Source organism: Pollutimonas rozaliensis (assembly GCF_048751585.1).
In the GTDB taxonomy this organism is placed as follows: domain Bacteria; phylum Pseudomonadota; class Gammaproteobacteria; order Burkholderiales; family Burkholderiaceae_B.
Map to the genome: position 1 here is coordinate 135,034 of NZ_JAZHOB010000006.1, position 18,192 is coordinate 153,225.

Genomic DNA, 18,192 nt, shown 5'->3' on the forward strand with positions numbered 1-18,192 from the left:
GGCTAAGCCAGCCAGCAACAGAGTCTTTGCTCGTGCTTGACCTTGGACCTAACTCTAAGGTTTAGACTGAATTTGGAGGTGATGAATGCTGACTATAGGCAAGCTCGCAACAATTGGGGACGTGAGCCCTGATACATTGAGGTTCTACGAGCGCAACGGGCTTATTGCGCCCTCACGCAAGAGCGCTAATGGTTATCGTATCTACGATGAAAACGCAATCGCACGGCTACAGTTCATTAAACACGCTCGCGACTGTGGATTTACCCTAGCCGAAATCCAGCAACTGCTTGTGCTGCGCAGAAAAGGCGAGGCATGCTGCGGGGACGTGCGTAAGCGCGCGATTCAAAAGAGACTACAGTTGGAATCCAAAATCCGAACGCTGTCGGCCATGGCAAAGACGTTGGACAATTTTATTGCTGATTGCACAGACGAAGATTCTCCGATTGTCAACTGCCCCATTTTGGCAGCCCTCCAGCACACAATACCAGCTACGGCGCCTGATGAGAAATGTCAAGATTGAGCTGCTGTATGGATCGTAATCGTAGCTGGCGTGCTGCAAAGCTCAAACATATTCCCAATTTGTAGCGATACAGTCGCAGTTAATTCGAACGCTAGTACACCTTGCTTCCACGCACTCTTTTGGTTCTTTTGCCGGGACCGGCCAATTGATCGGGGGAATCATGACCAAACAATTTTCCACCTTAGATGACGATGTGCTTGCGGTATTTGAACGGGCATGTAATGAAGGCGAGCTTCAAGTGGCCGAGCATCTTTTGCGGGCTCTTGAGGAAAGAGCGGACCTCTTCAAGAGCGACGACTTCGTAGAGCGTGCGTATCTGGATCTAGCTCGTTCCTTCGACAAAAAGTTGTGTCGTTGAGCGCCCGATGCGTGATCCGTAACGGTCACTTGAAACTGGCGAGAAGAACCACTCTGCCTGTTTACCGAGATTGCGTTCGTTCTATTGCAAGATCGGTGTTCCTGTATACCGTCCTGAGATGAACCGATAAGTGAAAGCAACAATTATTTTGAAGAAAACCCGATCTGAACAAACGAAGGTGAAAGGGCTGGCTTGGCTGCTTGGCAGCTACACCATGTTGGGTCCATTTTCCATTTCGACGTACATGCCGTTCTTCCCGATGTTAGTGGTCAGCCTAGGAACCACAGAGATTGAATTGCAACAGACACTCAGCATTTATCTCGTCGCCTTCGGTTTTATGATGCTGCTCCATGGACCGATGTCGGATGCCTTTGGTCGGCGTCCCGTCATCTTAGGGGGCCTAGCCGTGTATCTAACTGCGTCCATTGCTGGCGCCCTGGCCAGTTCTCTTTCAGTGCTAATACTGTGCCGGGCCCTGCAAGGTCTATCGGTCGGAGCTGGTAGTGTTGTAGGAAGGGTGATTATTCGTGACCGGTTCGAAGGGTCAGAGGCGCAAACACTGCTGTCTCAGGTAACCATGATTTTTGGCTTGGCTCCCGCCATTGCACCGGTCTTCGGAGGATGGCTACAAAACTGGTTCCCTTGGCAATCCGTGTTTATCTTCATGGCCATTTTCAGCTCGGTACAGTTAATAGCCAGTTACTTCATCCTTCCGGAGACATTGCCAGCTAGTCAGCGTTCCTCAATGAACCCCACTGTGCTCGCACGCAATTACAGCGCTGTTCTCAAAAATAAGCCTTTCTGGCTACTGTCCTTAGCCTTAAGCTGTAACTTCATTGGCTTCTTCTTGTATGTCTCAGCGGCGCCTATCTTTGTCATTCAGTATCTCGGCCTGACCAAGGCTGAGTTTGGCTGGCTATTCGTTCCAGCGACTGTTGGCATTATCTTGGGCGCCTATCTTTCTGGGAAAGTCGCAAAGCGATTCTCCTCTGCCCGGACCATAGGCTATGGTTATCTGATAATGTTGGCCGCTACAGTATCTAACGTTCTCTACAACGCTTTTCTACCACCTGTCGTGCCTTGGGTAATCTTACCCGTCATGGTCTATACCATTGGAATGTCATTTGCAACTCCGAGCATCACCTTACTGACTCTCGATCTGTTTCCGTCAATGCGCGGAATGACCGCTTCCATGCAGGGCTTTATTCAAACGATGGTCATGGCCCTCAACTCCGCAGTGGTGGCCCCTCTGGTCGCTGATTCGGGCCTTACAATGGCACTCACTGTTCTGGGATTCCTATCGCTCGGGTACCTCGCCTGGGCGCTGAATTCGACGAATAAGTGACCTGCCTGTCTCTTCATGCCACCGTTATTTGGGAAGTGGCATGGGTTGATGAACGGCTTTTCAGGCCCTGGCCCATTTGCAACGATGCCAGACATCTAAGTTTGAGTCTAGTACTTTTCGATCGAAAAAATGGCAGTCGCCAATTGAGGCGAGCATCGAGTTTTGCCTAATCTCTTGAGAACGGCTCGCCGTTAAAGTCAACGGTGACCAGGTTGCCGTCAAGCTTGCCCATCCCGGGAGCATTCGAAGGCATTCCCGGCGCGGAAACGCCTTTAACAGACGCATTGGTGAGCAGCTTTCGCACGGTGGTCGCTGGCACATGGCCCTCGATGATTTGCCCCGTGTCATCGACCACGCCCGTGTGGCACGAGCTGAGCTTCATCGGCACGCCCAGTTTTTCCTTGTTGGAAGCCATGTCAGCCGTCTTGATGGCCTTTACTTCGAAACCGGCGTCCCGCATATGATCGACCCAACCCGAGCAGCAGCCGCAATTGGGATCCTGGTAAACGGTGATGGCGTTCTCCGTTGCGTGGACAAAGGAAGTTGCGGTCGCCAGAGCGACGGCGGCAAGCCAAATTTTCATGAAGGAACTCCACTTTGAGTCTGATAAAATCTATTGTGTGACGACGCGTGCCGCAACGTGAGTCACGCTAGTTGCGTTGTTGCAGGGTGACTTCTTTCTGCGCCTGCAAAACCTTGGACGGCCAGTCGCTCTTGATATAAGCGAGTACCGCAACAATTTCCTCGTCAGTCAGTATCTCGCCATATGCCGGCATATCGCTCTCATAACCGGGAGGCGCTGTCTTCCCGGGGACCAGACCGTTCTTGACCATATTGAACAGCATCGCATCGGGATGGTGCCAGGTATGGCCGGTCTTGTCATGAGGCGGTGCAGGCAACCTCCCGTTAGGAAGGCGCTCGCGCCAATTCGGCTGTCCTTGCAGCGCCTCGCCATGGCACGCCACGCAATTATTCGCGTAGATCGCCTTGCCTTGCACGACAAGCGCCCGATCTGCCGGATCGATGAAAACCGGGTGGGGCGGCCGACGGGTGCTGTACAGGAGAGTAGCTAGCCCTCCAACAAGAACAGCCGCCGCCCCTGCGATCAATTTCCTGCTTAGCATACCAGTCTGAATCAGCTAACCTTCAGCTTGCCGACCATCCCGGCTTCCATGTGCCCAGGGATCAAGCAAGCAAAGTCGACCGTTCCTGCTTGATCGAATTTCCAGACCAAGCCACCGCGCTGACCGGGCCCCAGCGTAATCATGTTCGGCTCGGCGTGCTTCATGCCCGGCATTTTCTGCATTTGCGCAGCATGCGCTTTGAGTTCTCCTATGGACCCGATTACCATTTCGTGAAGAATCTTGCCGGTGTTCTTGATGAACAGTCGCACGGTTTCACCTGCCTTCACGTTGATTTCATCGGGCGTAAAACGCATGGTGTCATCCATTGTTAACTCGATCGTGCGGGTGACCTTGGTTGGGTCGCCTGGCTGGCCGCTTGGCGAAGCAGCGTTTGACATGGTCGACATGTCATGGCCTGGCATGCCATGCGTCGGCATGTCATGGCCACCAGAATGGCTGCCGGCGGCAAGCGCCAGGGCGGGAAGTGCACTCAAAGCTAATATGGATAAAGTCTTTTTCATCATTGATACTCTCTTTAATACATTAGTTGGCAGAGGCGGCTACTTTTAAACCGCCGGGATAGCATCAACATCAAAACCTAAAGTTCAAACCAGCCACGAAACGGGTTTCCTGCCTCGATTCGCCTTCTGCGCGAGCATAATCGGCGGTCTTGCCGAACTTGCTGGACCACTCCACGCCAATATACGGAACAAATTGGCGCGTGATTTGATATTTGAGGCGCAAGCCAGCCGTTCCATCTGCCAAGCCGCTGCCGATGCCCCACTGCTCGTCATCTTTGCCATAGAAGTTCACCTCGACGCTTGGCTGCAGATAAAGCCTTTGTGTAAGCAGGATGTCGTATTCTGCGCTCAGACCGAGGGCTGTCCTTCCACTGGGACCTACATACGCTGTAGCATCCACTTCAAACCAATAAGGTGCCAGGCCCTGGACACCAAATGCCAACCATTCTCTGTTGGGCGCCCCTTGACCATGATCGAAACGTACTCCTAGCTGGGTATCCCAGAAGGTGGATACCGCGTGGCCCCACAGCAGCTCCGTTTGGGATTCCTCCAACTTGCCATTGGTCACTTCGCCTTCGGCTTTGAGCACCGCGCGGTTGTAAGTGCTGCCGTACCAAGCCTGACCCTCGTAGGCAAGCCCTTCATGGCTGCCGGCTCTGACGTACTCGAGCCGATCGAACCATACCGAGGCAAAATTGTGCTCATCGGACATACGCAGGCGCTGGGCGGGGCCCAAGGAATATTTGCCCGAATCCAGCGTATAACCGCCAGAATAGGCGTTTGGATCACGTGCATCGGGTGGCGCTGAGCCACCTTGCATCTGCATGGCTCCGTGATCCATCTCGCCACCGCCCTTGTCCATTGACCCCATATTGTGCGCAGGGGCCGCCAGAGCGGCATTGGCTGCGCCGTGATCCATACCGGGCATGGCCGCTTCTGGCTTAGCCGCACCGGTTGGATTCATGTTCATAGAACCATGATCCTGGCCGCCCATATTCATCCCACCATGGTCCATGCCTGGCATTTTCATTGTGCCGTGATCCATGCCTGGCATGCTTGGGGCTTTGGGGGCCGGACTGACTGGGGTCGCGGTATGACCGCTATGCGCGTCATGCGTTTGGGCGTACGCAAAAATTGGGGTAACGCCCATCGTCGCAATAGCGAGCCCAACAATGTGTTTCTTTGTAGGGGTATGCATCGTCAGGACTCTCTTTCTATCGTTTGTCGGGCTCATGCCACCACCACTTCGCGAAACATGCCCATATCCATATGGAGCATCAAGTGACAGTGCCAGGCCCAGCGGCCTAGCGCGTCGGCGGTCACCAGAAAACTGATGCGTTGCGCTGGTTGCACAGGAATCGTGTGGCGGCGTGCCTGGAAAGCGCCGTCAGGCGTTTCCAATTCGCTCCACATGCCATGCAAGTGCATGGGGTGCGTCATCATGGTGTCGTTGTGCAGGATGACTCTAACGCGTTCGCCATAGCGAAAATGCACGGGAGTGGACTTGCCAAATTCAACGCCATCAAAGGACCAGGTAAACCGCTCCATATTGCCCGTTAAGTGCAGTTCGATTTCACGCTCGGCCCCGCGTGGATCCATCGGCCCGCCGATGGTATGCAGGTCGGCCAGCGTGAGCACACGTCGGCTGTTGTTGCGCAGCCCGATGCCTGGGTCGTCCAGATTGGTGCGCGGCATATCAACGCGCATGTCCGTGCTTGCACCGTACTCCGTCTTTGCATGGCGTACCGTCGTGCTTGCCTTGTCCTTACCCATAGCGCCATGGTTCATACCAGCCATGTTGGCGTGATTCATTCCGGCCATCGATCCGTGGTCCATCCCTGCCATGGCGCCATGATTCATTCCCGCCATGGCCGACGGATTCGAACCGCCGTGATTCATGCCTGCCATCCCGGCCATACCGCCGCCCATGGCGCCCATCATGTCGGTCATGGTGAGCCACTCAGGTTCATCAAGCGCAGGCACCGCCGCTACTAAGCCCGAACGCGTCGCCAAGGTGCCGCGTGCGTAGCCTGTGCGATCCATGGACTGTGCAAAGATTGTGTAGGCCTCGTCCTTGGGTTCGACGATGACGTCATACGTCTCGCCCGATCCGAAGCGAAATTCGTCGACCGTGATCGGCTCAACGTTCTGCCCATCGGCTTGCACGATCGTCATTTTCAAGCCTGGAATGCGTACATCGTAAAAGCTGTGGCCCGAGCCGTTGATAAAGCGTAGGCGAATGCGTTCGCCCGGCCGAAACAGTCCAGTCCAGTTGCCAGCTGGCGTGGTCCCATTCATGAGGTAGGTCAGCACATCGGCCGACAGATCCGCCAGATCTGTGGGACTCATGCGCATTTCGTTCCACATCTTGCGCTTGTCGAAGGCAGCTTTCAGCCCCGTCTGCGAGACATCCTGAAAGAAATCCACAGCGGTAGGCTGGTTATAGTTGTAATAGTCACCCTGCATCTTCAGCTTGGCGAGCACGCGCATGGGGTCTTCGTCGGTCCAGTCCGAGAGCTGAACCACATATTCGCGGTCGGCTCGAATCGGGTCGCTTTGAGCCGGTTCAATTACAATGGCGCCTATCATGCCCGTCGCTTCCTGCATGCCGGAGTGCGAGTGGTACCAATAAGTGCCGTTTTGCTCGACCTTGAAACGGTAGGTAAAGGTTTCCCCCGGGGCTATGCCAGGAAAGCTGATGCCCGGAACGCCGTCCATCTGAAACGGCAAAATAATCCCATGCCAGTGAATCGAGGTCGATTCCTTCAACCGATTGGTCACGCGTATGGTGATCGTGTCGCCTTCGCGCCAGTATAAGGTCGGGCCAGGAAGCGATCCGTTGATGGTCGTGGCCATTTGAGGATTTCCGGTAAAGTTCACCGGCGTCTCGCCAATTTCCAGATTAAATTCAGTTCCTCGCAGCACGGGCGCTGAGCCGGTACGCGTGCCGTCGGATCGGATCCCCGTCGCCCTGGCAAAAGGTGACAGGCCTAATAGCACGCCTCCGGCCGCAAGCCCTTGAACGAAGCGGCGGCGAGGCATGGCGGGTATGGGAATAGCTAAGGTGGTAGGACGTTTCACGAGAGCAAATCCTGTGATTGAAGTAGCGTTTTGGCGACACTGGTCAGTCATATAACCGTCCGCTGTGCCTCCGATTTTCCGTTACTTTAACGGGGTGCAACTGTCCATGGGATGACGGCCGAATTACAATTTTGTAATGTAGCGAAGCGGTCGCGCAATTGGTCAGCTTTGTTAGACATGAAATGCCGCAAAGCCTATCGTTTTCGCTTGCAACGTCACGCGAACCTTCGAAATTACAAATGGGCTGAATGGGCTCGCTACTCATCTCGCAGCCCGACCGAAACAACTTGCTGGCCGATGTAGGCGCACCGATGAGATCTCCCGACCACCACTTCTGTTACTGCAAGGCTCCTATACCACCACAAGAGGATCCAATCACCACCCACCCAAAAGCGGTAGTGCCGTCAGCATCAAGGAACACCCCAATCCCCCCATGCTGGTGCTTTTCGTCATAGGTTGCCTATCCTCGCGCTGGCCAGGGAACCGCATATGTCGCAATAGAAGGTCCCTTCTTGGTGAGCGAGTTCTGGCTAATACCCTGGTAGGACCTTTTACAGGAATGCTCGCGACCATAGCGGCGCTACACAGGCAGGTAATACCGTTGCATTCATTCTTGCCGCAGTTGTCGCCGCCATCCCGGATTAAACGACAGGGCGGTAAGCTATGTTTTCGCCATGGCATAAGATTGTCGAGGATGGTCAATCCGAGAATAATGTTCGTTCGAACGCGCGGAGCCGGGGGCAAGGCAAGAGCCATGCAGTTTGATGAAGCCCTCTAGGCGTTATCTCGACCATGACTGCCGTCTCTACCCGGTGAGTCGCAATAGACCAGAGCCGATTTCACGACAAGAGACTCATGGCTATGCTCAGGCTTATCACGAGCCACGGATACATGTCGTAAAGACCATGACAAACACCTTACGACAGATGACGCAATTGTCATGCATTAGTCATCGGCCTGTTGGCTGCTCTTCTTTAAAGTAGACCCATTGCCAGAAAGTCTGGCGCGGCGCTAGCGGATCAACGACTACGCTCGCAAACATCTCTTTAAAGGAATTAATCATGTCCCTCCGTACCAAAACTCTTACTGCCCTGCTTGTAGCCGCATTTGCCGTTCCCGCTACCAGCTTTGCTCGCTGGATTCCCGACAATTCCGAACAAGGCGGCACCGAAGTTGTGGATGCGTCCAATACGAAGAGCCGTGCGCAGGTGATCCAGGAACTGGAACAGGCGAAGATGGAGCCTTCGTGGGCCAGCCGCCAGGGAGAAGAAACTGGAACCTTGCCTATAGCAGGTGCTGAGCAGACGAAAACTCGTGCCCAGGTACGACAGGAGCTGGCATCCATGAGCGCGGAAGAAAAGGCGTACCTACAAGGTTTCTACACCGGCGCTTAAGCCACCCCCACTTTTCGTCAATACAAGTTGGGCAGCCAATCGGCTGCCCAACTTGTATTTGAAATCCCCACCTGGCGCACTGCGACTCTCGCTGATGCGCCAGGCGGTTCTTCGAAACGGCAATCGCTACTGCTTCTTCAAGCTCGTGATGGTATAGGTGCCGTTCAGGTTCTCCAGCCGAAATTTAACCTTCTCTCCTTCTTTAGCCTGCTTCAGTACCGTTGCGTCTTTGGCTTTATAGGCCATTGTCATCGGGGGCATGCCGACGTTTTTAAGCTCGCCATGCTCGATCGTTACCATGCCGCTTGACCGATCCACCTTACGAACCACGCCATCAGCCAAAGCAGTGTCCGTCGAACGTGTGGACGGCGTTGAGTTGGTGTTGCCGCCCATATTCATGTTGTTGCCATCGGCCGCGTGGACCGCGAGTGGAACGCCAAATGCCAGACTGGCGCCCAGCGAATAGGTAATTAGTTTCTTCATAACAATTCTCCATAAGTGAAAGATGCGGTGCGCATGCACCGGATAAGCGCCACCTCATTGACGCTTTTGTTCAAGACGGCGGATTTGCCGCCTTTGCAGCAAGAACCAGGCGGCTGGGATGACAAACATCGATAGAATGGGCGCCGTGACCATTCCGCCTATCATGGGCGCGGCGATTCGCTGCATGACTTCCGATCCCGTACCTTGACCTAACATGATTGGGAACAGTCCCCCGAGGACGACGGCTACAGTCATGGCTTTGGGACGAACCCGGATGACAGCCCCTTCGCGAATCGCTTCCACAAGCAAGGACTCAGTCAGCGCCTTGCCGCTCTTGAGACGATCATTCAACGCGGTTTTAAGGTAAAGCAGCATTACAACCCCGAATTCAGCTGCCACGCCAACAAGAGCGATAAAGCCGACAGCGGTTGCCACGGAAATGGCATGTCCGAGCATCCAGATCAGCCAGAAACCTCCTATCAGCGCAAACGGCACGGTCAACATCAGCAATAATGCGTCCGCCACGGAATTGAAGGTGAGGAATAAAAGCACGAAGACCAATGCCAGCGTCATCGGCACGACGGTTCGCAGCTTAGCTTCGGCCCGTTCAAGGTATTCAAACTGGCCCGACCAGGCAATGGAGTACCCAGCCGGAAGTACGATTTCGCGCGCGACCACCTCCTGCATGGCTTGGACCACCGAAGACAGATCGGCGTTTTGGATGTCAACGTAGACATAGCCCGTCAAGCGCGCGTTTTCGCTGCGGATCATGGGTGGACCGTCGGTGATCGCAAGGTCCGCCACATCGTCAAGGCGGATCTGGGCGCCGCGGTCCGTAACAATAGACAGTTGTCGCAACTCTTCCAGAGAATCGCGTATCTCGCGCGGGTATCGAACATTGATGGGGAAACGCCGCCGTCCGTCAATTACCTCTCCTACGTTCTCACCTCCCACAGCAGAGGACACGATGGATTGAATTTCGGTAATGGCCAGCCCGTAACGCGCGGCCGATACACGATCGATATCGACGTCGATGTAGTGTCCGCCTGTCAAGCGTTCGGCCAACGCGGACGATACGCCTGGAACGTCCTTGACCACCGCTTCAACCTGCGAGGCGATCTTATCGATTTCGTCCAGGCTCGGGCCGGAAATCTTGACGCCTACCGGCGTCTTGATCCCAGTGGAGAGCATGTCAAGCCGATTTCGGATAGGAGGCACCCAGACATTGGTCAGACCCGGTACCTTGACGGTCCGGTCCAGTTCTGCGATCAGCTTTTGAGACGTCATGCCCGCGCGCCACTGATCGCGTGGCTTGAACTGGATGGTGGTCTCGAACATTTCAAGTGGAGCGGGATCCGTGGCCGTATCCGCACGGCCAGATTTACCGAACACTGTTGCGACCTCAGGAACCGATTTAATCATGCGGTTAGTCTGCTGCAGGAGCTCGGTGGCTTTCTGCGCAGACAATCCAGGCAGGGCTGTTGGCATATACAACAAATCGCCTTCATTCAGTGCAGGCATGAATTCACTGCCAAGGCGCGACAGGGGTATTAATGTCATCAGCAAGGTTGCCAGTGCCAGCGCGATAACCGCCCATGGACGCCGTAGCGTTGCATTAAGCATCGGCCGATATATCCGAATCAGTACACGGTTGATCGGATTAGCCATCTCGTGGGGAATACGCCCTCGGATGAAGTAGCCCATGAGGACCGGCACCAGTGTCACCGAGATAACCGCGGCGGCTGCAATCGAGTATGTCTTGGTGAATGCCAAGGGCGAGAACATTTTGCCCTCTTGTCCCTCCAGAGAAAACACCGGTATAAAGGACAGCGTAATAATAAGCAACGAGAAAAACAGGGCAGGCCCTACCTCCGACGTCGATGTCGCAATCAGTTCCCAGCGCCGCGACGTTGTGAGCGGGGTGTCGGGATGCTTGAGCTCGTACGCTTCAAGATGCTTGTGCGCGTTCTCGATCATCACGATGGCGGCGTCTATCATCGCACCAATCGCAATCGCGATACCGCTGAGCGACATCAGGTTCGCGTTAACGCCTTGGTACCGCATCACGATGAACGCTGCGAGTATGCCCAGTGGCAACGAAAGAATGGCGACAAGGGCACTGCGCAAATGAAACAGAAACAGTGCGCAAACTATGCCGACGATAATAAACTCTTCGATCAGCTTGTCGGTAAGATTTGACACGGCCCGTTCGATCAGCTGCGAGCGATCATAAGTCGTCACGATCTCAACACCCGGCGGCAGGGACTTCTTCAGTTCGGTCAGCTTCGTTTTGACCGCGTCGATAGTGGTGAGTGCATTTTTCCCGGAACGCATTACGATCACGCCCCCAGCGACTTCCCCCTCGCCATTTAGCTCAGCGATTCCCCGGCGCATCTCAGGGCCGATCTGAATGCGTGCAACGTCACCCAGCAAGACGGGTGTGCCGGTGTCATTGGTGCGCAGTACGACGTTTCTGAAATCCTCCAGTGTCTTGAGGTATCCCGAGGAGCGAACCATGTACTCGGATTCGGCCAACTCTAGCACCGAGCCTCCCGACTCCTGGTTCGACTTGGCCAGCGCATCTTTCACCGCGGCCAATGTGATCCCATACGCGCGTAGCTTATCCGGGTCTACGACCACCTGATACTGGCGGACCATACCGCCGATAGAGGCTACCTCGGAGACGTCTGGCACCGCCTTCAACTCAAACTTCAAGAACCAGTCATTCAATGCTCTTAACTGGCCCAGATCGTAAGAACCGGTTCGATCCACCAATGCATACTCATAGACCCAGCCTACCCCAGTGGCATCCGGTCCGAGTGAAACGCTGGCACCGGCGGGCAGCCGGCTCTGTACCTGATTCAGGTACTCCAGCACGCGCGATCGGGCCCAGTACTGATCAGTATCATCATCAAAGAGCACGTAAACAAATGCATCGCCAAACGATGAATACGCTCGGATCGTTTTAGCGCCCGGAACGCCCAGCAAGGTTGTGGTGAGCGGATAGGTTACCTGGTCTTCGACAACCTGCGGCGCACGGCCCGGATAAGACGCCTTGATGATGACTTGGGTGTCCGATAGATCGGGCAAGGCATCGACCGGCGTATTAAGCAGTGAGAAGACACCCCATACTGAAATAACAAGGGTTCCCAGCAGCACGAGAAAGCGGTTATAAATGGACCAATGAATGAGGCGCGCAATCATCGTGCTTCCTCCGTAACCGGTTCAACCGACACCAATTGATAGCCATCGTCCGACTGCTTGAAGGAAAATCGCACTGTCTGACCCGCCTTCACGTCGGGGAACGCGTCCGTAGCTGGTTTGCTGAACGTCATCGTCATGGCGGGCCAGCTTAGCGCCGGGACTGCTTGGTGCGAAAACGTCATGCTGTTCGAAGCAACCTTTTCGACTTTACCGGTCGTTTCATAAGTTGTTGCAGGTGTCGTCGTTGCCTTGACGGTATCGTCAGTTTCAGTTGAAGCACCTCCCTGTAGCTTAGGAAGGACAGATCGCAGGCTCGCTTCCGAGTCGATCAGGAACTGGCCCGACGCGACGATCTGCTGTCCGTCGCGCAGTCCGCGCAGTACTTCTGTCCGATCACCGAGCCTAATGCCAAGCTCGACTTCAACCGGCTGCAGCCGCCCCGTCTCGTTCTTCACAATGACCACTGAACGCTCACCCGTTGTGATCACCGCCTCAGAGGGAACTAGCAGGCGTGAGACCGATTTTTCCGCACTAATGTGCGCGCGCATCAGCATTCCGGGTGTCAACCTCAGCTCAGTGTTGTCGATCTCCAGCCGAGCCTGCAGGGTGCGGCTGCTAGTATTGATTCCGGGGAGGATCTCACGAATTCGCCCCGTAACGCGCTGGGTTGAATCGCCCGAAAATACAGCCTCAACGGCCATCCCAGGGCGCACCCTTAACGCCATCGATTCGGGCACCTCGATCACAAGCCACAGCTTGTTCAAGCCAACCAACTTGGCCAACGTCTGCCCGGGCGTAACCATTGCGCCGTTGCGCACCGAAAGCTCAGTGATCACGCCCGAGACGGGTGCAGACAAGGTAATATAGCTTTGTGCTTTTCCGGTTCGATCAAGGGCACTGACTACTTCCTTCGGTATCGACAGTGCCCGCATGCGCGCGCGCGATGCCGACAGCATCTGTTGGTCAGCTCCGCCTCGCTTGAGTGCGAGGTACTCCTCTTGCGCCGCAAGCCAATCAGGAACGAACAGCGATGCGATGGCCGCGCCTTTTTCGACGCGCTGCAAGGGTGCGTCCGCATGCAGGCGTTCGATGAATCCGTTCACACGAGACTGAATGAACACCGCTTGTGATTCGTCAAACTGCGTCGTGCCGATCGCATCGAACCCTTGCTTCGTTTCCTCTCTCGTGACCGTGGCGTACCGAATGCCCAGATTTTGCTGAAGTGATGGATCGATCTGGATGCCGCTGGCTTCGCCTTCATCCGCATAAACCGGCTGTAGCGGCATATCCATAAAGGGCGATTTTCCCGGCTTGTCAAAGCGCTGGTTCGGCACCATGGGATCGTGCCAGTACAAGACTTTTCGATCCGAATCGGGTGCAGGCTTACTGTCGCCCGCCACACTCGCACCAGAGTTGCCCGCAGCGCTACCCGCTTGGCGGCTACCCAGCACATAGCCGGCACCAAGCAATATCACCACCGCAGCAAGTGCGACCATAACGCGTATCCAGTTAGTTGGCCGCATGACTATTCCTTTGCATAAGTTCATCAGTGTTCGGGATGACCTGGTGCTCGAGCTGAGCCCAAATTTGTGCAACATCCCGCTCAAGTTCGAGTATCTGAAGCCTTGCCTCCAGCAGTCCTCGCTTGGCGTTGAAGACATCTGCCAGCGATCCCGTGCCCGCCTTGTAGGCGGCGGTCGCAAGCCCAACTTGTCGTTGTGCCGCGGGCAGTAAGGTAGTGTTAAGGTTGCCAACTCGTTCCCGTCCGTTGGCAAGTGACGTGAACAGGCTCTCGATGTTGGCCTGAACCTGGCGCTGGGTCTCGCGCAACATAAAGCGGGCTTTATTGCCCAACGCAGCCCTTTGAGCCACATCCCGGTCTTGCCGGCTAGCCCTATCGATGGGCAGCGGGATGCTCACACCTACCGAAACCATATCCTGGTACTGACTTCCCCGGTTCTGATAGGTCACGCCCCAAGTCCAGTTCGGGGTCCTATTGCTGCTAGCAACGGCGGTGGCCGCATCGGCAATGGATATGTCGCGCTGCGCAACGAGGAGCTCAGGCTGCACGCGATTGAGCTCCTGTATCGTGAGCGACGAAGCATGGCTTTGCAACGGCGGAATTTCACCCGCTATACGCGCCACAGGCGAGGCAACCCATCGACTCAATGAGATCAACGCTGAACGATGGTCCTGCTGGGCTTTGAGCAATCGATCTCTAGCCTGCGAACTCAACATCTGAGCCTGCGTTACATCATCAGCCGTCGCGCGCACGCCGCGATAAGAAGCCCGCGTCGCGGCGAGTTCCTCTGTCATCTGCGTGGTCAACTCTTTGGACAACCCGAGAGCGCGTTGGGCGTAGGCCGCATTGAGCCAGGCAATCGCCGTCTGCTGCCGTGTATTCGCGGATTGCAGCAGTAGGTCTGCCTGCTCCCTGTCGACCTGCCGACTGGCAAGACGGGTCCGGCGCTCACGTTTGTCCGCCGAGACCCATTCCTGTTCGATGCCGATGCGCCGCATTGTCATCGAGTCCCGACTGAGCGAATAACGCATTGGACCTTCAATGGGAGCGCTATCGATACCCAATTTCAATACCGGGTCAGGCAACTCGCCCGCCGATACAACGGCATTCGAGCTGGCCAATACAGATGACTCGCTCGCCTGTATGGCGGCCGATCGGTTCGTGGCTTGGTAAAGCGCCTGCTCAAAAGTGAGGCCGGCCTCTTGGCCATAGGCAGATGCACTTGCTATTGCAAGCAGTGCGCACAGGACGTGAGCGCGCACCAGACCGCGCTGCGGTGCAAGCGCGCGTATGGATACAAACATGGTTAACTCCGGATAGTTTTTTCAGTTACTCGCAGCCGCAGCGGCGAGACAAATAACAAAAACCGGAGTCAGGTCAAATGCGTAACCTTAGCGTCTGCAGGAATAGGGCGCTATCGCCCCTGGCTTGATCGGGCAGGTCGGCGTAGGCGGAGATTGGCCATGCGAGCGACAGGGGTAGTAAGGAGACCGGATACAAGAACAGCAAAACCGGCTCTGATGCAGCCGGCTGTGCGCCAGCGTTGTTCAGTTGCTTTTCATCTGAAGAATGCGCCGCACATAGCGATGGCTGCACCTCATCGATCATATGAGTGTGATCACCCGGTTGGGCACAGCCGTGGCTCTGCTCATGGCCGACTGATGCCGAAACCAACAACTGAGGCTGAGGGCACACATAGCTTGCCAATGCCAGGCGCGAGAATAGTAGCGTTGGGAGCAACACTAAAACAAGCAGCCAGCGGGCGGTGGAGCGAGACATGTGCATGATGTTAAGTAATCAGCCAGTTAGAGGACTATTCCTTTATGCTCGTTAGTTCAAAAAAATTTGCATGTGGGCTTTCACCTTATAGGTCGCCAGTTCGGCCAGAATCCGTGTCCGGATATTGACGCTACGGGATGCGCTTCCCATCGGATAAATTTGTCGTTCCATGAGTAACGTTTTCATATCGACCCCATCCGTTCAGGTTAACAACATGCGCGAAAGCTGTTTTGTCATCATGCTTATAGTACGCAAGCTTCTGTGCGCGGCCATTTTAACGAACTATCCCTGACAGAAGGAGGACGTCTCGATTACATTTTTGACATGCTGTCGGTCGCGCTGTAATGTCAAAGGGGAATGGCCGTATTCAATGAACGCATAAACTTCTTCGCTGACTGAAAACCGACGACCTGAAAATCGACTTCTTCGCCTTGTCTGTCAAAAAAGATGATGCCAGGCGGACCGAAGAGCTCGAAGCGCTTAAGCAGCGTCTGGTCCGCCGCATTATTTGCCGTCACGTCCGCCTCGAGCAGGACCACATTTTTGAGCCGATTTTTGACCTGCGCGTCGGTAAACGTGGACAGTTCCATTTCCTTACATGAAACGCACCGGTCGGCCCAAAAATCGAGCGTGACGTAGCGGCCATTGGCGGCCTGCACCTGGGCATCAAGCTCGGCAAGGCTTGTGATTTTCTGGATCGTGCCCTACAGTTCGCGCTTATCTGCCGGCGAGTCAAAAGACATCGGCCTTACGTTGTCTTTTTGAGCGGGTTTCTTAGCGTCGCACGACTGCATGCCTTTCATCATGAAAAGCATCATCACGGGGCAGATCAGGAAGAACAGCGATGGAGCGACCGCCGAGATCCATTCTCGTGCGCCAGGTAGCGCTGCATAGGCTACGACAACCACAGCAGCCAGAGCCAACCCGGCTTTCACCATCATCTTCATATCGCATTTCATTTCAGTTCTCCTTGCGTAAGTGCTTGGCAGCACCTTCGCTCAATTTGCTTTTAACGTATGAGCACACTGTAGCTACCCAGACCTGTCAAGCACATTGCGCCCGGATTACATCTTTGTCATGTACTCCACGACTCGTCATAAACCAAATTATTTGTATCGGTATGTGTTAGAAAGTCGACCCACGCTCGTACCGGCCCGAGGCAGCTGTGAAAAGGGAGCCGGCCTTTACAATTATCGGAAAGTACCATTCGCTTTATGTCTGACATACCCTGATGGGAACGCTTATTGTGCTGATATTCGACTATCCATAGAGAAAGGAACGACAATGATCAGCTTTGAAGTAAATGACATGACTTGTGGACACTGCGGCACTATAAGCGCCGCTATCAAGGAAGCATCTCTCGAAGCTGTCGTTTATGCTGATCCGTGCGCGCACTTGCTCCGTGTGGAAGGCGCCGCGGACGTCGACATGGTCGAACGGGCTGTTCACGAGGTCTGGTACACCCCAGAGCGCTAGTCTTAAGGAAGCCAGGCCCCACAATGAATTCTGGCCTGGAGTTGTCCCGGTTGCTCATGTTTCGAGAGCAACCGCTTTTCATCCGCAGGTTTCTCAGGCCATCTGAGCCATCCGACGACATTCTTCCGCGCATCTGCGGCAAGCTTCCGCGCAGCGTTGACAATGCTCCATTTCGTGCTTGGCGCATTCCTCGCCGCATGTTTGACAAATATCGGCGCAAAGTCGGCAGACCGCTTGGGCAAATTCACTGCCCCGTGCCATGTAGCTAGCGGCCACATGACAAATCTGTGCGCAATCCATGTCCAGCTTTATGCAGCGTGCCATGCTCTTGACGTCTTGTTCCTGAAGGCAGGAGACAGAGCAGTGGTCGCACTCTGTAGCGCAGGCATAACATGTGTCAATGCACGATTGAAACTTTTGATGAGGCATATTAATCTCCAAAGAGTTTGTAGGTTGGTACGTGGCGATGCAACGCCACTGTGAAACTAGCAACTTGAGTGCCACGAGCCTCAGATTTCGCAAAGAAACGGTCACCGCTCTGCTCGGTCCCGACCGTCCAAGAGCTGACCATTACAATGTTGTAATGCTCCGGTCATCATCGTGTCAGTGTCGCGGCTTTAGACTTTAATGACGCAATGGCATACTCCACCGGAAACTACCTTTCGTTGGCAGCCAGCACGCGAATTAGGAGCGACCCAATGAAACTGCTCGTTGTGGAAGACGAAATCAAAACGGGCGATTACCTGCGTCAAGGCCTTGTCGAGTCCGGGTTTGTAGTCGACTTGGCGCGTACTGGTTTGGACGGCCACCATTTGGCATTGACTGGATCCTATGATCTGATCATTCTGGACGTCATGCTGCCGGACGTTGATGGGTGGCGTATCGTTCAGGCGCTACGCGGCGCGAGATCCTCCACACCCGTCCTGTTTCTCACAGCGCGGGACAGCGTCGAGGATCGCGTAAAAGGCCTGGAACTCGGGGCGGACGATTACTTGGTAAAACCGTTCGCTTTTTCCGAGCTTTTGGCTCGGGTACGCACTTTACTGAGGCGCGGTACCGCTCCTGCATTCAATGATCAACTGCAGATAGCGGATCTCGTTCTTGACATTCCCCGCCGACGAGCCCAGCGGAATGGCGTACGGATCAACCTCACAAATAAGGAATTCGCCTTGCTGGAGCTTTTAGTACGACGCCAGGGCGAGGTACTGCCTCGTTCACTGATTGCCTCTCAAGTTTGGGATATGAATTTTGACAGCGACACCAACGTCATTGACGTTGCCATCCGGCGGCTTCGCGCCAAGATCGACGACACTTACGAGCCCAAACTGATCCACACCGTTCGGGGTATGGGTTACATGTTGGATATCACCCATCCTGCTTAGCTA

17 protein-coding genes are annotated in these 18,192 nt (G+C 54.9%); 5 read left to right on the forward strand and 12 right to left on the reverse strand.

What is annotated here, in order from left to right; translation table 11 throughout:
- Positions 1 to 85 precede the first annotated feature (85 nt).
- The 3 genes from V0R37_RS12500 to V0R37_RS12510 all read left to right on the forward strand — a co-directional run bounded on the left by V0R37_RS12500 (position 86) and on the right by V0R37_RS12510 (position 2,223).
- Positions 86 to 520: a heavy metal-responsive transcriptional regulator gene (locus V0R37_RS12500; RefSeq protein ID WP_420374838.1), complete on the forward strand. Its 435-nt coding sequence runs from the start codon at positions 86 to 88 to the stop codon at positions 518 to 520.
- A gap of 160 nt (positions 521 to 680) precedes the next feature.
- The gene (locus V0R37_RS12505) at positions 681 to 878 is read left to right on the forward strand and encodes a hypothetical protein (RefSeq protein WP_420374839.1); all 198 of its coding nucleotides are present in this window, start codon (positions 681 to 683) and stop codon (positions 876 to 878) included.
- A gap of 130 nt (positions 879 to 1,008) precedes the next feature.
- Positions 1,009 to 2,223 carry a multidrug effflux MFS transporter gene (locus V0R37_RS12510; RefSeq protein WP_420374840.1) on the forward strand — a complete coding sequence of 405 codons (1,215 nt, stop codon included), beginning with the start codon at positions 1,009 to 1,011 and terminating at the stop codon, positions 2,221 to 2,223.
- Positions 2,224 to 2,389: 166 nt separating this feature from the next.
- Here V0R37_RS12510 and V0R37_RS12515 read toward each other — a convergent pair whose 3' ends face one another.
- The 5 genes from V0R37_RS12515 to V0R37_RS12535 form a co-directional block, all read right to left on the reverse strand.
- Positions 2,390 to 2,806, reverse strand: coding sequence for a DUF411 domain-containing protein (locus V0R37_RS12515; protein WP_420374841.1), 417 nt, complete (start codon positions 2,804 to 2,806; stop codon positions 2,390 to 2,392).
- Positions 2,807 to 2,873: 67 nt separating this feature from the next.
- Positions 2,874 to 3,347 carry a c-type cytochrome gene (locus V0R37_RS12520; protein WP_420374842.1) on the reverse strand — a complete coding sequence of 158 codons (474 nt, stop codon included), beginning with the start codon at positions 3,345 to 3,347 and terminating at the stop codon, positions 2,874 to 2,876.
- An 11-nt stretch (positions 3,348 to 3,358) separates the two neighbouring features.
- Positions 3,359 to 3,868, reverse strand: a complete 510-nt coding sequence (locus V0R37_RS12525; protein ID WP_420375027.1) for a cupredoxin domain-containing protein — start codon at positions 3,866 to 3,868, stop codon at positions 3,359 to 3,361.
- A 70-nt stretch (positions 3,869 to 3,938) separates the two neighbouring features.
- Positions 3,939 to 4,922 carry a copper resistance protein B gene (locus V0R37_RS12530; protein ID WP_420375028.1) on the reverse strand — a complete coding sequence of 328 codons (984 nt, stop codon included), beginning with the start codon at positions 4,920 to 4,922 and terminating at the stop codon, positions 3,939 to 3,941.
- A gap of 176 nt (positions 4,923 to 5,098) precedes the next feature.
- On the reverse strand, positions 5,099 to 6,910 hold the full coding sequence (locus tag V0R37_RS12535) for a copper resistance system multicopper oxidase (RefSeq protein WP_420375029.1): 1,812 nt from the start codon (positions 6,908 to 6,910) through the stop codon (positions 5,099 to 5,101).
- Between the two features lie 1,100 nt (positions 6,911 to 8,010).
- On the opposite strand from V0R37_RS12535, the gene V0R37_RS12540 reads away from it, so the two are divergent.
- Positions 8,011 to 8,343 (forward strand): DUF4148 domain-containing protein, encoded by a 333-nt coding sequence (locus V0R37_RS12540; RefSeq protein ID WP_420374843.1) that lies wholly within the window; start codon positions 8,011 to 8,013, stop codon positions 8,341 to 8,343.
- Positions 8,344 to 8,469: 126 nt separating this feature from the next.
- Here the strand turns inward: V0R37_RS12540 and V0R37_RS12545 are convergent, their stop codons facing one another.
- From V0R37_RS12545 to V0R37_RS12575, 7 genes are all read right to left on the reverse strand, one after another.
- On the reverse strand, positions 8,470 to 8,826 hold the full coding sequence (locus V0R37_RS12545) for a copper-binding protein (protein WP_420374844.1): 357 nt from the start codon (positions 8,824 to 8,826) through the stop codon (positions 8,470 to 8,472).
- Positions 8,827 to 8,880: 54 nt separating this feature from the next.
- Positions 8,881 to 12,030 carry an efflux RND transporter permease subunit gene (locus tag V0R37_RS12550; RefSeq protein ID WP_420374845.1) on the reverse strand — a complete coding sequence of 1,050 codons (3,150 nt, stop codon included), beginning with the start codon at positions 12,028 to 12,030 and terminating at the stop codon, positions 8,881 to 8,883.
- Positions 12,027 to 13,526, reverse strand: coding sequence for an efflux RND transporter periplasmic adaptor subunit (locus tag V0R37_RS12555; protein WP_420374846.1), 1,500 nt, complete (start codon positions 13,524 to 13,526; stop codon positions 12,027 to 12,029). The genes V0R37_RS12550 and V0R37_RS12555 overlap by 4 nt, the downstream gene beginning before the upstream one ends.
- Positions 13,527 to 13,539: 13 nt before the next feature.
- A complete protein-coding gene (locus V0R37_RS12560; protein ID WP_420374847.1) occupies positions 13,540 to 14,856 on the reverse strand; it encodes a TolC family protein in 1,317 nt (438 codons plus the stop codon).
- An 822-nt stretch (positions 14,857 to 15,678) separates the two neighbouring features.
- Complete coding sequence (locus V0R37_RS12565) at positions 15,679 to 16,029, reverse strand: thioredoxin fold domain-containing protein (protein ID WP_420375030.1); 351 nt, start codon at positions 16,027 to 16,029, stop codon at positions 15,679 to 15,681.
- A 6-nt stretch (positions 16,030 to 16,035) separates the two neighbouring features.
- Complete coding sequence (locus V0R37_RS12570) at positions 16,036 to 16,290, reverse strand: DUF2933 domain-containing protein (protein ID WP_420374848.1); 255 nt, start codon at positions 16,288 to 16,290, stop codon at positions 16,036 to 16,038.
- Positions 16,291 to 16,900: 610 nt separating this feature from the next.
- Positions 16,901 to 17,236: a four-helix bundle copper-binding protein gene (locus tag V0R37_RS12575; RefSeq protein ID WP_420374849.1), complete on the reverse strand. Its 336-nt coding sequence runs from the start codon at positions 17,234 to 17,236 to the stop codon at positions 16,901 to 16,903.
- Between the two features lie 269 nt (positions 17,237 to 17,505).
- Here V0R37_RS12575 and V0R37_RS12580 point away from each other — a divergent pair, with 269 nt between their 5' ends.
- Positions 17,506 to 18,189: a heavy metal response regulator transcription factor gene (locus V0R37_RS12580; protein WP_420374850.1), complete on the forward strand. Its 684-nt coding sequence runs from the start codon at positions 17,506 to 17,508 to the stop codon at positions 18,187 to 18,189.
- The last annotated feature ends 3 nt before the right edge of the window (positions 18,190 to 18,192 follow it).

What these genes read in the sequence shown, in the direction of transcription:
- V0R37_RS12500 (WP_420374838.1), top strand. Translation starts at nt 86, where the DNA reads ATGCTGACTATAGGCAAGCTCGCAACAATTGGGGACGTGAGCCCTGAT.
- V0R37_RS12505 (WP_420374839.1), top strand. Translation starts at nt 681, where the DNA reads ATGACCAAACAATTTTCCACCTTAGATGACGATGTGCTTGCGGTATTT.
- V0R37_RS12515 (WP_420374841.1), bottom strand. Translation starts at nt 2,806, where the DNA reads ATGAAAATTTGGCTTGCCGCCGTCGCTCTGGCGACCGCAACTTCCTTT.
- V0R37_RS12520 (WP_420374842.1), bottom strand. Translation starts at nt 3,347, where the DNA reads ATGCTAAGCAGGAAATTGATCGCAGGGGCGGCGGCTGTTCTTGTTGGA.
- V0R37_RS12525 (WP_420375027.1), bottom strand. Translation starts at nt 3,868, where the DNA reads ATGAAAAAGACTTTATCCATATTAGCTTTGAGTGCACTTCCCGCCCTG.
- V0R37_RS12530 (WP_420375028.1), bottom strand. Translation starts at nt 4,922, where the DNA reads ATGCCAGGCATGGATCACGGCACAATGAAAATGCCAGGCATGGACCAT.
- V0R37_RS12535 (WP_420375029.1), bottom strand. Translation starts at nt 6,910, where the DNA reads ATGCCTCGCCGCCGCTTCGTTCAAGGGCTTGCGGCCGGAGGCGTGCTA.
- V0R37_RS12540 (WP_420374843.1), top strand. Translation starts at nt 8,011, where the DNA reads ATGTCCCTCCGTACCAAAACTCTTACTGCCCTGCTTGTAGCCGCATTT.
- V0R37_RS12545 (WP_420374844.1), bottom strand. Translation starts at nt 8,826, where the DNA reads ATGAAGAAACTAATTACCTATTCGCTGGGCGCCAGTCTGGCATTTGGC.
- V0R37_RS12550 (WP_420374845.1), bottom strand. Translation starts at nt 12,030, where the DNA reads ATGATTGCGCGCCTCATTCATTGGTCCATTTATAACCGCTTTCTCGTG.
- V0R37_RS12555 (WP_420374846.1), bottom strand. Translation starts at nt 13,526, where the DNA reads ATGGTCGCACTTGCTGCGGTGGTGATATTGCTTGGTGCCGGCTATGTG.
- V0R37_RS12560 (WP_420374847.1), bottom strand. Translation starts at nt 14,856, where the DNA reads ATGTTTGTATCCATACGCGCGCTTGCACCGCAGCGCGGTCTGGTGCGC.
- V0R37_RS12570 (WP_420374848.1), bottom strand. Translation starts at nt 16,290, where the DNA reads ATGAAATGCGATATGAAGATGATGGTGAAAGCCGGGTTGGCTCTGGCT.
- V0R37_RS12575 (WP_420374849.1), bottom strand. Translation starts at nt 17,236, where the DNA reads ATGCCTCATCAAAAGTTTCAATCGTGCATTGACACATGTTATGCCTGC.
- V0R37_RS12580 (WP_420374850.1), top strand. Translation starts at nt 17,506, where the DNA reads ATGAAACTGCTCGTTGTGGAAGACGAAATCAAAACGGGCGATTACCTG.